This is a genomic window from Vibrio sp. CDRSL-10 TSBA, from assembly GCA_039696685.1.
In the GTDB taxonomy this organism is placed as follows: domain Bacteria; phylum Pseudomonadota; class Gammaproteobacteria; order Enterobacterales; family Vibrionaceae; genus Vibrio.
In genome coordinates, this window is record CP155565.1 from 1,211,162 (window position 1) to 1,223,719 (window position 12,558).

The 12,558-nt window shown below is 50.0% G+C and carries 11 protein-coding genes and 3 pseudogenes; 10 read left to right on the forward strand and 4 right to left on the reverse strand.

From position 1 onward, the window contains the following. Window positions 1–7: 7 nt before the first annotated feature. A complete protein-coding gene (locus tag ABDK09_05970) occupies window positions 8–388 on the forward strand; it encodes a DUF3302 domain-containing protein (protein XAW87718.1) in 381 nt (126 codons plus the stop codon). A gap of 5 nt (window positions 389–393) precedes the next feature. After that, entirely contained in the window at window positions 394–1,524 is a 1,131-nt protein-coding gene (locus ABDK09_05975) for an HlyD family secretion protein (protein ID XAW87719.1), read from the forward strand. Between the two features lie 199 nt (window positions 1,525–1,723). Here ABDK09_05975 and ABDK09_05980 read toward each other — a convergent pair whose 3' ends face one another. Further along, entirely contained in the window at window positions 1,724–2,899 is a 1,176-nt protein-coding gene (locus tag ABDK09_05980) for an MFS transporter (GenBank protein XAW87720.1), read from the reverse strand. A gap of 139 nt (window positions 2,900–3,038) precedes the next feature. On the opposite strand from ABDK09_05980, the gene ABDK09_05985 reads away from it, so the two are divergent. Beyond that, the gene (locus ABDK09_05985; GenBank protein ID XAW87721.1) at window positions 3,039–3,785 is read left to right on the forward strand and encodes an endonuclease/exonuclease/phosphatase family protein; all 747 of its coding nucleotides are present in this window, start codon (window positions 3,039–3,041) and stop codon (window positions 3,783–3,785) included. A gap of 31 nt (window positions 3,786–3,816) precedes the next feature. Further along, window positions 3,817–4,008, forward strand: a complete 192-nt coding sequence (locus tag ABDK09_05990; protein XAW87722.1) for a hypothetical protein — start codon at window positions 3,817–3,819, stop codon at window positions 4,006–4,008. Between the two features lie 103 nt (window positions 4,009–4,111). On the opposite strand, the gene ABDK09_05995 is transcribed toward ABDK09_05990, so the two are convergent. After that, window positions 4,112–4,444, reverse strand: coding sequence for a GNAT family N-acetyltransferase (locus ABDK09_05995; GenBank protein ID XAW87723.1), 333 nt, complete (start codon window positions 4,442–4,444; stop codon window positions 4,112–4,114). Between the two features lie 234 nt (window positions 4,445–4,678). Between ABDK09_05995 and ABDK09_06000 the strand changes: the two genes are divergently transcribed. The 6 genes and pseudogenes from ABDK09_06000 to sstT all read left to right on the forward strand — a co-directional run bounded on the left by ABDK09_06000 (window position 4,679) and on the right by sstT (window position 10,111). Then, window positions 4,679–5,326: a flagellar brake protein gene (locus tag ABDK09_06000; GenBank protein XAW88476.1), complete on the forward strand. Its 648-nt coding sequence runs from the start codon at window positions 4,679–4,681 to the stop codon at window positions 5,324–5,326. Between the two features lie 411 nt (window positions 5,327–5,737). After that, window positions 5,738–6,659 (forward strand): annotated as a pseudogene (locus tag ABDK09_06005) (DUF368 domain-containing protein). Window positions 6,660–6,898: 239 nt separating this feature from the next. Further along, complete coding sequence (locus ABDK09_06010; protein XAW87724.1) at window positions 6,899–7,327, forward strand: hypothetical protein; 429 nt, start codon at window positions 6,899–6,901, stop codon at window positions 7,325–7,327. Further along, on the forward strand, window positions 7,324–7,947 hold the full coding sequence (locus tag ABDK09_06015) for an SCO family protein (protein ID XAW87725.1): 624 nt from the start codon (window positions 7,324–7,326) through the stop codon (window positions 7,945–7,947). Before ABDK09_06010 ends, ABDK09_06015 begins: the two co-directional genes overlap by 4 nt. A 13-nt stretch (window positions 7,948–7,960) precedes the next feature. Further along, window positions 7,961–8,396, forward strand: a pseudogene (locus ABDK09_06020) (copper chaperone PCu(A)C). A gap of 496 nt (window positions 8,397–8,892) precedes the next feature. Then, a pseudogene (gene sstT, locus ABDK09_06025) lies at window positions 8,893–10,111 on the forward strand (serine/threonine transporter SstT). A 160-nt stretch (window positions 10,112–10,271) separates the two neighbouring features. On the opposite strand, the gene ABDK09_06030 reads toward sstT, so the two are convergent. Continuing rightward, a complete protein-coding gene (locus tag ABDK09_06030; GenBank protein XAW87726.1) occupies window positions 10,272–11,444 on the reverse strand; it encodes a tetratricopeptide repeat protein in 1,173 nt (390 codons plus the stop codon). A gap of 283 nt (window positions 11,445–11,727) precedes the next feature. Then, window positions 11,728–12,546, reverse strand: a complete 819-nt coding sequence (locus ABDK09_06035; GenBank protein ID XAW87727.1) for a MalM family protein — start codon at window positions 12,544–12,546, stop codon at window positions 11,728–11,730. Window positions 12,547–12,558 lie beyond the last annotated feature (12 nt).

Sequence of the window (12,558 nt, forward strand, 5' to 3'; positions counted from 1 at the left end):
GACGGTTATGTTTTTAGACTATTTTGCCCTCGGTTTACTGATCTTTGTAAGTCTAGTTATTTTCTATACCATTATCGTTATCCACGATATTCCGTATGAAATCGCCAAAGGACGTGACCATCCCCATCAGGACGCCATTCATGTCGCAGGTTGGGTGAGCCTGTTTACCCTACACGTCCTGTGGCCCTTCTTATGGATCTGGGCAACCTTATGGCGCAAAGACCGTGGCTGGGGCTTTTCCCAGTTGCAGCAGGAGCAACATGACATTCATCACAGGGTCGATGAACTGTCAGACGAAATTACGGCGCTGAGAAAAGAAATAGCAAGCTTGAAACAGCCCGTCCCGTCTGCGGCAGGCCCGCAATCCAACCCGGCTGATGAGGAGTAACAAGTATGGATCTGCTGCTCATTCTGACCTACACCGCGCTGTGTATCGCCATCTTCAAAGCCTTCAAAATACCGCTCAATAAATGGACCGTCCCCACCGCTGTACTGGGCGGCGTGGTGCTGATAGGAACCCTCATCCTGCTGATGAATTACAACCATCCGTTTACCGCGCTGGGAGGCCAAGTGTACAACACAACACCAATTGTCTCCGGCGTGCGTGGCAAGGTCATCGAAGTCAATGTCGTCCCCAATACACCATTGCAACAAGGCGACGTTCTGTTTCGCATCGACCCGACGCCCTATCAGGCAGAAGTCACCCGTAAACAGGCCGCACTGGCTCAGGCACGCCAGGATGTTTTGCGCCTCGAAGCCAACTATAAGCAGGCAAGCGCGAACAGCGTCAAAGCCACCGCCGAACGCGACAAAGCCCAGCGCGAATTTGCCCGTTATGAAAAAGGCTTCAAACGGGGCGCTTTTACCGCCCAGCAAGTTGATACCACCCGCCAGGCTTTTAAAGGGGCCCAGGCTGCTCTGGAAGCCGCTCAGGCGCTGGAAAGTGAAGCCAAGCTGGCATTTGAATCACAGATTGACGGCGAGAACACCGCCGTGGCCAGGCTCAATGCGGAACTGATTCAGGCGGAGTTCAACCTGCAAGAGACCACCGTACGTGCTCCCACCGCCGGCTATGTCACCCAACTAGCGCTGCGCCCGGGCATGATGGCGGTACCACTGCCGCTTTCGCCTGTGATGACGTTTGTCCATACCGAACAGCAGTTTTATGTCGGGGCTTTCCGCCAAAACTCGCTGCAACGCCTCAAGCCGGGCTTTGCAGCGGAGTTTCTGTTTCGGGCTCTGCCCGGAGAAGTGTTTCACGGTGAAGTGGTCGAAGTGCTGCCCGCCATTGCAGAAGGCCAGATACAGGCACGTGGCGCGCTGTTAGGCAGTCAGGCACTCAATACCCAAGGCCGGGTACTGGTAAAATTACGTCTGACCGATGATATCAGCCAGTATGAACTGCCGCTGGGGACCAATGTGGAAATTGCGGTCTATTCCGATACATTCGAACATGTCTCCATCATGCGTAAAGTGTTAATCCGGATGAAAAGCTGGCAAAACTATCTGTATCTTGATCACTAACGGCATCTTGATCGCTAGCGGTATCTTAACCACGAACTGTACCTTAACCAACCGTTGAACTTTGACCAGCAGATAGGAACTCACGCTTAGTGAATTTATGCTAAGCGGTTCCTGCTTTGCCCCAAAAAACTTACTGAAAAAAACCGTCTCAGAGACGGTTTTTTACTTTACCCAACAGGGAAATAAGGTTGAGCCGGTATCAGCTCCAGCGCAGGATGCGCACTTCGTTGCCTTCCTGCGGCTGACCAGGAATATTGAGAGAGAGCAGGAAAGAAACTCCGGCCATCACAGCCCCGATCAGAAATACCGCTGCTGGCGAAACCAGCCACAGCAGACCGAAGGTCACCGGAATCACGACCGCTGCGATGTGGTTAATAGTAAACGAAACACCCGCGGTAGAGGCCATATCAGCCGGATCCGCAATTTTCTGGAAATAGGTTTTCACCGCCAGCGCCAGCGCAAAGAACAGATGGTCAACCACGTACAGGCCCGCAGCCCAATTGGCATCCGTCACGAAAGCGTAGCTAACAAACACACAAATCAGCCCAAGGTACTCAAACATCAGCGCTTTGCGTTCGCCAACAATGCCGATAAAACGACCAATACGCTTAGCAAACAGGAAGTTAAACACATAGTTGATCAAAAATAACAGGGTAATATCAGCCGCCGAATAGCCAAATTTTTCCACCATCAGAAAGCCGGCAAACACGGTAAATATCTGACGCCGTGCGCCACTCATAAAAGTCAGCGCATAGTAAAGCCAGTAGCGTTTACGCAGCACCAGTTTCTTGTTCTGCGGAGTCTTAGCCTGAAATTCAGGAAACAGTAATGCGATGGCAATCACCAGCAGCAAACCGGTTCCGCCTGTGATGCCATATACCCATTTGTAACTGAGCTGTAATTGCTCCAGCATCACCCAGACAACGCCATAGGTGATCAGCGAAGCCAGCGCGCCAACCGAGATAAACTTACCCAGCATTTCCGGCGCTTCTTCTTTCGTCAGCCATTGCAGCGAGAGAGACTGTTTTAATGTTTCAAAATAGTGGAATCCGATCGACATGATCAAAGTGGTAAACAACAGTCCGGTCAGAGTCGGGAACCATCCGGTCATGGTGACTCCGAAAGTGAGCATCGCCAGTGCGATGATCATAAAACGCTGTTCACGAATGAACAGCAGCACAAAGATGGCGGTGAAAGCGAGAAAGCCGGGAATTTCACGCACACTTTGCAGCAAGCCGATGTCGGCACCATCAAACTGCGCTTGCTCAACCGCAAAGTTGTTGAGCAGAGCCATCCAGCTGGAGAATGCGACGGGTACGATAATCGAAATTATCAGCAGAAAATTTTCAGGAGTTCGCCAATTTTTAGCTTCCATGGGTATTATTATCATCCTAGCGTTTAACAGGCGGTCAGTTTACCTAAACTTCTGTTCACTGTAACCTTTCTGTAGCACAACATTAACGCCAATACTGTTGGACGAACGCTGACATCATACCTGACTGCCGAGGACTGCTATGCATATCCGATTTGCGACTGCCAATCTGCTCAATTACCTGGCGCCGCCGAACGCGTTTTATGACTTTAACAATATTTACGAAGCTGGCCAGTGGCAGCAGAAACAAGCCTGGCTGAGCCGTAAACTCGCCGCGCTGAATGCCGATGTGATTGGTTTCCAGGAAGTCTTCACGCCAGAGGCTCTGCAACAGCAAGTGACGGAGTTGGGATACCCTTATTTTGCGGTGATCGATCAACCCAAAGTCAGCGATGGCTACATTTATTCATCGCCTGTCGTCGCGATTGCCTCACGTTTCGAACTGATCGAGGTCAAGCGAATCGATGTGACAGTGGAAGGGTTTAGTTTTCAACGTCAGCCGCTACGTGCCACCCTCAGCCATCCGGCGCTTGGCCTGGTAGATGTGTATGTGGTGCATTTTAAATCCCAACGTTCCATGCTGGAAAGCGAGGAAGACACCAGGTTGGTTGATGCCTGGCAAACAGAGCTCTACGGGCGCTGGCAATCGGCAATGCAACGAGGACAAGAGGCGCACCTGCTCCATCAGGCCATGGTGCAGCGTAAACGCCAATATGGCCATCCCATGGTACTGATGGGCGATTTCAACCAAGTGCTGAGCAGCATGGAATTCAATGCTCTGCGCGCAACTCATCGTTTCCGCCAGCCTGATACTTTCACACCTTTGCTGCCCTATCATCTGCACGACAGTTGGGAGCTCTTCAGCCATAGTCACGCAGGAAACGCGTAAACCGACCCACTACAGTGGCGCCAGTGGTCAGGTGCTCGACTATATCCTGCTCAGCAGCGACTTTACTCAGGACGCCGACCATCCGGTGGCAACCGTGGTCGATTATCATGTGGAAGATCACCATCTGGTCAATCCGCATTCAGAAGCCGACCGCTATGCCAGCGATCATGCCCTGGTTGCGGTGACCTTGCAGTGCGCTAAAACCATAGTCGGCAATACATAGCCGCCAATAGTGAGCGCCCACTTTGAATGAAACAGCGCAATCACTGTCCGGTTCACCTCAAAACATCGCAAGGCTGACAGCATGAATCCTTGCCTCAGGCAGATTATTCTCCCGCCGTCTTGAGCAAGTGCTGCCATCGGGAATGGCGCTGCAGATAGTGAGCAACGTAACTACAACGCGGGATAAGCTGCCATTGTCTCGCTTCCAGCAACGGTAGAATGCACTCCATCATCACGTTTCCGTATCCCTTGCCACGCATTGATTCGGGAATTCGGGTTGAGGTTATTGTCATCACTCTCCCTTCAAGGTAATAGTCCATCCGGGCCCAGTCGCCCCCCTCAAGATGAACCCGAATCTGCTGCTGTTGTTCGTCAAACACCACTTGATGGTAATTTCCAGCCTCATCCGATGCCGTGTGTGAGCTGTTCTGTTTCATTTCTGCTCCAATTTTGATAAATAACTCAAAGAAATTGTCGCCTTATCACATTGAATCTCAAATTATCTAATCATAAAATGCGCTTAACTGCAGAAAAAAAGCATAAAAGCAGTCAATAATACGGAGACCATAATGCGCGCACAGTCAGTGGCAACACCACAAGAGCATGGAAGCTCGAAGTCCAGCGCCCGGCAAAAAAATGTGTCGACTCTCAACAGCACAGATGCGTTGGCGATGGTGGAACACGGTAGTGAGCTCACTTTAAGCATCACTACCCCGGTCGGGACTAAATTCAGTTGTAAAACCCCTTTCATCGGCACTCATTCTGATACTTATCTGTTGATAGAGATTCCACAGGTCTCAGCAGAAGATCTCAACTTTTTCTTTCAGGAAGGTTTTTGGATCAACGTCCGAGCGATTTCGCCGCGTGGTGAAGGCGCTATGCTGCATTTTCGCAGCCAGTTACTGCACATCTTGCAAGAGCCGATAGCGCTGGCGATGCTGTCCATTCCTAACACCATGCAAGTCACCCAGTTACGCAAAGAACCGCGTTACGAGGTCAACTTGTCCGGCAAGGTCTATCTGGGTGAACAAAAAGCGGAATGCGAAGTCCGGGATCTGTCCAAAAGTGGCTGTCGTTTCATTACCGCTCCGGTAGGCCGTACCTATCAGGTCGGAGATCTGGTCTCAGTCGAGCTGTTTGCAGACCGCAGAGGCAGCAAAGTGTTTGCGCCGCTGATTGGTAAAATCTGTAACTTACAGCGCTCAATGCATTATGCCCGTTACGGCCTGGAATTTAACGATCAGGGTAAGACCAACGCTAAAAATTTGCTGGCACGACTTAAATTCAACGGTACCAAGTTAACCTTGAACGTGGAATAAAAACGATACCTAAACGGCCTGGAATTGCAGGTGGGATTGACCAACGACAGATAAAAAAAGAGCCAAGCGCAAAAGGTGCGATTGGCTTATATATGATGTGAACAAATATCGATTCACTAACAACGTCAGTTGGCTAGGTGACCCTCGGCTTAATAAGGGTCGAAACATATTATGCATTATGTATGCCAACTTTAAAATCGCTTTTTGGGCCTGTTGTGCGGCATATTTACCCCAACCTTGAGCGTGTTTTTGCATTTTAAAAATTGCAAAATGCAAAAACACGCATTTTGATACGCAACTCATCGCTTAACCGACGCTAACTTTGTTTAACGATAATTTCAATTTATCGGTCGGATTTGACTCTCCTTTTTGGGTATACTGCCGTCATCAGTTGGTCTAATAAGGTTAGTAATGAATTACATCACTACATTTTTAAAAGGTATCGCCATGGGCGCTGCGGATGTTGTACCCGGCGTGTCAGGGGGGACTATTGCTTTTATTACCGGAGTATACGATACCCTGTTAGAAAGTATTCGCCGTATTAACCCGCGTTTACTCGGCTTATGGAAGCGAGAAGGTTTTTCTGCCGCTTTTCGTCACATCAACGGCGGATTTCTGATCGCACTGTTCGGCGGTATCATCACCAGCATCGTCAGCCTGGCGAAACTCATCTCCTGGCTGCTGGAGACCCATCCCATCCCGACCTGGTCTTTCTTCTTCGGTTTAATTCTGGTCTCTGTGTACCATATTTTGCGTCAGGTCGAACAAAAAAGTGTGTCCCGCTGGTGTTGTCTGGCGCTCGGAGTGGCGTTTCGCGTATTCGATTACCGTCATCAAGCCTCTTACGATGGATTTTACCAGCCTCAATATTCTGCTGGCAGGCAGCATAGCTATCTGTGCAATGATTCTACCCGGTATATCCGGCAGCTTTATCCTGCTGCTGATCGGTATGTATACGCCGATTATTGATGCGGTGAAATCGTTGCAAGGCAGTGTACTGGGATTGTTTGTGCTTGGTTGTGTGGCAGGCTTGCTGTGCTTCTCACATCTGTTGTCCTGGCTGCTGAACCACTATCGTGAAGTCACGCTGTCTTTTCTGACCGGCCTGATGCTGGGGACTCTACCGAAAATCTGGCCCTGGAAAGAGACTATCAGCTGGCGCACCAATTCACACGGTGAACAAGTACCGCTGCTGCAACATAACCTCAGTCCTTTTGAATTTGAATCTGTAACATCCCAGCCGGCTCAACTGGGTATCGCTATCCTGTTAATGGTATGTGCGATTGCTCTGGTATTAGGCCTGGAGAAATATGCCAGCCGTCACGACGTGTGACAACCTGATCAACACAGAGGTGGCTGCAGCCACCTTTGTTATTCATATCACTCCTGCGCCAGACCCGGATTTCTACCGCACTATCACAATTTTCCCCTTTGCTCACAGCCACTTATTATACAGTGTGCTAGTCTTGCCTTAATCACGCCATTTCCGTGACTGGCGTAACTGTGTTGTGATGTTGAACCTGGCAATAGCAGACAAGCTTGCTGTCGCCTTCGATGATCTGAGCCGTCCGAATGCAAAGAACCCTTCAAATTGGCTGCATCCTTTTAGCGCTGGCCGGTGGCTTTTTCGCCGCCCAGATGACCGATTTTTCTCAGCAGGAACATCGCCCGGCTGAGTTGAGCGATTACTGCACCCTGTCCACCATCAGTTGCCAGCAACACAAGGTCACTATGACTCTCGCCAACGACCATGTGCAGCCGCTGGTTGCAACCCCGATTCACATAGACTGGCCTGACACCGCTGCAGACACCCTGTTGCTCTCCATGCAAGGCCTGGAAATGGAGATGGGAGAAGTTCGCTTTATGTTACAGCGCAATCAGCAGGGGATTTTTACTGCCGATATCGTCCTGCCGGTCTGCACTGCAGGCAGTATGACCTGGCTTGGTACTCTGACCGATGGTCAGCAAACCGCCTATCCGGCAATAAGGATGCAACGATGAGTAAAAACTGGTCTCTGATCCTGGTGGTAGCTTTTGCGCTTGGCTTCGCACTGAAAACCTATCTCGACACACATCAACCGCAGCCGCCACAAAACGCAGCACCGCTTCAATCTGCGGTGTTATATGGTGAAAATAATAAAGCGGTCGAGGTGTTTGACCCAGACGACAACCGTATCCGCATTATCTATTTTGGCTTCACCCGTTGCCCCGACGTGTGTCCTACTTCACTGGCCATGTTAGCCGGAGCGCTGAATCAGCTGGATGATACAGCTTTGCATCAATTACGCCCGATGTTCATCTCTCTTGATCCGGAAAGAGATAACGCCGCCGACTCGGCCAAATATGCCCATTACTTCCATCCGATGCTGGAAGGTTTGTCTGCCCCGCTTGAGGTGACGACGGCTTTGGCTCATCAATATGGGGTGATTTTCCGCAAGACTGAATTACCCGACTCCAAGCTGCAATATACCCTGGACCACAGTTCCTATTTCTACTTTATTCGTCCGGATGGCAGCCTGATTACTAAGGTGCCCCACACCCAAAATCCGGCCCCGATCATCGCTGCGGTTCAGCAAGTCTTGTCTGCAACGTTGAATACGCCCTCATCACAAGGAGAGTAAAGTGATTACCAAAATGTGCTTATTAACGGCTGCGCTGCTAAGTCCAATGGCACTAGCAGCAGCCACCAGCCTGGAAGTAACCCAGGCGTATGCGCGCGCAACCCCGCCCAATGCGGTCACCAGCGCCGTATTTGCCACTATCAGCAACCATGACAGCCAGGACCATTACATAGTGGCAGCGCTGACACCGGCAGCGGGCAAAGCAGAAACTGCATGACGTGATAACCGAGGGTGAAATAATGAAGATGCGTCAGGTCTCATCTTTTAAACTACCGGCCGGAGGCTCACTGCAACTCAAACCCGGCAGTTTTCATATTATGTTGTTTTATTTATCCCGGCCCCTGATAACAGGCACGGAAATCGAGGTCGAGCTGCAATTAGAAAATGGCGACATCTACCGTTTTGATGCCCCGGTAAAAAAGGTGATGGCAGGAATGCATCAGCATTAATATGGCATTCGGTGCCGCGCGATCAAATTCCCGGCCCTTTTACTTCCCGCTCCTTTTCTTCATCACGCCACGGATTTGTTCTGCCCCCCGCACCGCCCAGATAATGTAACCAGAACGTTAATTACGCCTGATTACACTCGCTTTTGGAACCAAATGGCAATCCGGTGCTGGTTGTGAATAGCCGATACAAAACCAGGCGCATAACAAGCGCATACCAGTCAGTATAAGGGACTAACTTATTTCCATAGAGCGGTACAATAGTCTAAAAATAATTCAACACACCAAATACCTGACCAATCAACACACAACCAAGTCAACTACAAATATTTAACAAAAATCCTAAAATGTGTTGCAATTCAACATAAGCGGTAATTTTTTGTTCTAACGAACAATTAATCCTAGACACATTATCCCGTGACGTTAATATTGGCTACCTTCAGTGATATTCACTGATATAACTACAAACTGAACTTTATTTTCATCTCAGGGATAACTAATGCAAAGCAACAATATTTTTGCCCGTTTTGCGCGCGGTAACCTGGTGCTGCAAATCCTGGCAGGTATCATCCTTGGTATCCTGCTGGCACTCGTCGCACCGGAATCTGCACAAAACGCCGGTTTACTCGGAAGCCTTTTTGTAGGTGCACTCAAAGCCGTTGCGCCAATTCTGGTGTTTATTCTGGTTGCCGCGTCTATCGCCAACCAAAAGAAAAACCAGCACACCTTTATGCGCCCGATCGTCGTTCTATACCTTTTGGGAACCTTTGCCGCAGCTCTGACCGCTGTAGTACTAAGCTTCCTGTTCCCGACCACTTTGACGCTGGTTGCTGGTGCTGAAGGCGCAACGCCACCACAAGGCATTGCTGAAGTTTTGCATACTCTGCTATTCAAACTGGTCGATAACCCGGTGAATGCCCTGATGTCTGCTAACTACATCGGTATTCTGGCCTGGGCTATCGGCCTTGGTCTTGCGCTGCACCATGCTTCTGCGACCACCAAAGCGGTATTTGAAGATCTGAGCCACGGCGTCTCTCAAATCGTGCGTTTCATTATTCGTCTCGCGCCATTTGGTATCTTTGGCCTGGTTTCTTCGACCTTCGCGACCACAGGTTTCAGCGCGCTGGCCGGCTACGCGCAACTGCTGGCGGTTCTGCTTGGCGCAATGCTGATCATTGCTCTGATCGTAAACCCTCTGATTGTTTACATCAAAACAGGCACTAACCCATACCCGCTGGTTCTGCAGTGTCTGCGTGAGAGCGGCGTAACTGCGTTCTTCACCCGTTCAAGTGCAGCCAACATTCCGGTCAACATGGCGCTGTGTGAACGCCTGAAACTGGACGAAGATACCTACTCAGTATCCATCCCTCTGGGTGCAACCATCAACATGGGCGGCGCAGCGATCACGATTACCGTTCTGACTCTCGCTGCAGTGCATACTCTGGGTATTCAAATTGACCTGATGACAGCGCTGCTGCTAAGCGTGGTTGCGGCCATTTCTGCTTGTGGCGCATCGGGTGTTGCCGGTGGTTCACTGCTGCTGATCCCACTGGCTTGTGGCCTGTTTGGTATTCCGAATGAAGTTGCGATGCAGGTTGTCGGTGTCGGTTTCATTATTGGTGTGATTCAGGACTCGGCAGAGACTGCACTAAACAGTTTCGACTGACGTTGTGTTTACCGCAGCAGTATGTCGCTCAGAACATAAACCGGAAGCTTAATCGCTAAGCTGATGGTTAGACATAAAAATGCCCCGCTGTGTCGGGGCATTTTTTATCTGTCTGATGTACTCACTGGCGATACAGACAATTGGTCATGGTAGCTGACAATTAGTCACGGTGAAGGTGAGTCACTGTCGGCGATAAACCGGAAGCTCTTGTGCTAATAACGGTCCATCGGAGTCTGCGAAAAATTCACTGCGGGTGATGTCTTGGTTTCGTTCTGATCCGCAGGTAACTGACTCGGTTCAACAACCTCGCCCTCGCCATCCCCGCCAAACCCATCACTGTGCAGCCCGGCCTCTTGCATCTCCTCGCTGAGATCCGCCGCATCGGGTATCGACACACCGCGTTTATACAGTTTATTCAGCGCACGGATAATGGAATGTTTCCGTACCGTACCGGAGGCAATTTTCCTCTGCAAAGGCTTAGCCAGCGACTGCAGGCCAACCACTGAATCCACACCTATCTGACTGCCAACCTGATCGCGCAGAGCCTTGGCGGGTTCGTAACCGAATAAGACAGACAGAAACAACCAGATATAGGCATTAGCTTTGCCGTGAGCACCGCGCTCTATCCAGGCCTGACCGCAGTGATACATGGCTTCAGCATGACCTTTTTCACAGGCCCGCTCAAGCCAGTAAATGCCTTTGGCAAAGTCACTGTTCACCCCGATGCCTTTGATATAATTCATCCCCAGCTTCATCATGCCTTCCAGGCTATGCAGGCTGGCTGCTTTGGAATACCAGTAAGTCGAGTCACCCGGAGCTGGCGCTATATTATCGTGTGACACGCACCACTCACCCATAAACAACATGGCGTCGATATATTGTTGTTCAGCCGCCTCCTGAATGATGGCGATACCTTTGGTGACATCAGTCTCCACACCGCGACCATGAAACAGTGCGCGTCCAGCCTCATATTTTGCCGCGTTGTCGCCTTCCATGCCACGGATATAATTTTGCCAGAATTTCGCTTTTTCTTTTAAAATCAAATCGTCACGCATACGTTGGCATATTCTCACTATGCCATACATGCCGGTAATATTGTCGCTCTGGGCCGCTTTTTCATACCAGAACAGAGCTTCGCGTAAATTGCTGCGTTCCGCCTCTTTGGCCAGAAACAGCATTGTCGGCACATGGCCGGACTCTGCTTTTTGCAGACGCTCTTTACGCTCCAGATCTCGCTGACGCTCCAGCGCTTTACGATACGCTTCTTCACGCGCTTTTTTCTCAGCTTCCAGGCGCTTTTTACGCACCGAAAGTGAAATCATCCAGACAAAAATCAGTATCAGTGATAAGCCTGTCGCGCCAATCGCGATCCCTATGGTATTCATACAATTAATTCTTTATCTGTACTTTGTGCACTGTATCGGCTGAAACGACAAAAGATTGAGTCTGATGTGCGGTAACAGTGCTGAATAAATGAAGGCCTGCGTCATGTCATACCAGCAGGATAGATGACCATAGTACCGCACTCCATTAGAGCGCGGTACTGACAATCTCATGGAAGATAGGATTTGAGCGCAGACGCGCGGGGCTCACAACACGTCTGGCGAGTGACAAACAAATTAATGGTGAACAACAATTAGCTGTTCACCAGTAGTGGACCGAGAAAGATCACTGTGCCGATTTACGATTCACCGCTTTAACAAACACTTCCTGAGCACCCTGGATACCAAGTGCTTTGGCTTCATCGAGTAAGCTCAATGCTTTAGGAATATCGTTGGCTTCGACAGAACGCTCAATCGCCGTGTGGTAATAGCCGGTCAGCTCAGTACCCTGCGGAATATTGTCATTCTGGTTAACAATCTTGCGGTTGATGATATCGTTGGCTGACACAGACAAACGGAATTGGCCTAAAGAACTGTGCTTGGCTTGCGGGTCAGCAATATCAGGCGGCTGAGTGTGACGCGCAATCGCAAACGCTTTAGCCGGGTGCATGATGGTACTGCTGCCTTTGATATCCTCGGCAGTGGTGTAAATCAGCACATGCAGGTCCTGACCGCTCATATCGGGAATCACATTGAAATCTAGAACAAACTTGTCATTGTCGAGCAGTTTCGCCGGAACATATTTAAACTGGGCAAAATCCGCATGATAAATCGACTCACCCTTGCTGTTCAGCACCTCAACATTCGGAGCATAAAACTGCATATCCTGACTAACAAATGTTTCAAGTTGCATATCCAGGCTACCGCGGTTACCCGGAATCGTGAAGCCCGCAATCGCACCGGCACTGTGGCCGTCCAGCAAAATCTGACTTTTTTCGGTGAGGGCAAATTCGCTCACCACAGGCACGGCTAACGGAGTCCAGCTTATCTGCTCCGCCTGAGTAATGACTTGCTGCGCTCCCTGCGAGTCCATTTCAACAGGAGCTACGGATGTACAACCGGTCACCACCATCCCTAACAATATGGGAGTAAGCCATTTTCTCATTAACGTTTACCT

Coding starts and splice junctions, on each gene's coding strand:
- ABDK09_05980 (XAW87720.1), bottom strand. CDS start 2,899: ATGGAAGCTAAAAATTGGCGAACTCCTGAAAATTTTCTGCTGATAATT.
- ABDK09_05975 (XAW87719.1), top strand. CDS start 394: ATGGATCTGCTGCTCATTCTGACCTACACCGCGCTGTGTATCGCCATC.
- ABDK09_06035 (XAW87727.1), bottom strand. CDS start 12,546: ATGAGAAAATGGCTTACTCCCATATTGTTAGGGATGGTGGTGACCGGT.
- ABDK09_05985 (XAW87721.1), top strand. CDS start 3,039: ATGCATATCCGATTTGCGACTGCCAATCTGCTCAATTACCTGGCGCCG.
- ABDK09_06000 (XAW88476.1), top strand. CDS start 4,679: ATGGTGGAACACGGTAGTGAGCTCACTTTAAGCATCACTACCCCGGTC.
- ABDK09_05970 (XAW87718.1), top strand. CDS start 8: ATGTTTTTAGACTATTTTGCCCTCGGTTTACTGATCTTTGTAAGTCTA.
- ABDK09_06010 (XAW87724.1), top strand. CDS start 6,899: ATGCAAAGAACCCTTCAAATTGGCTGCATCCTTTTAGCGCTGGCCGGT.
- ABDK09_06015 (XAW87725.1), top strand. CDS start 7,324: ATGAGTAAAAACTGGTCTCTGATCCTGGTGGTAGCTTTTGCGCTTGGC.
- ABDK09_05995 (XAW87723.1), bottom strand. CDS start 4,444: ATGAAACAGAACAGCTCACACACGGCATCGGATGAGGCTGGAAATTAC.
- ABDK09_06030 (XAW87726.1), bottom strand. CDS start 11,444: ATGAATACCATAGGGATCGCGATTGGCGCGACAGGCTTATCACTGATA.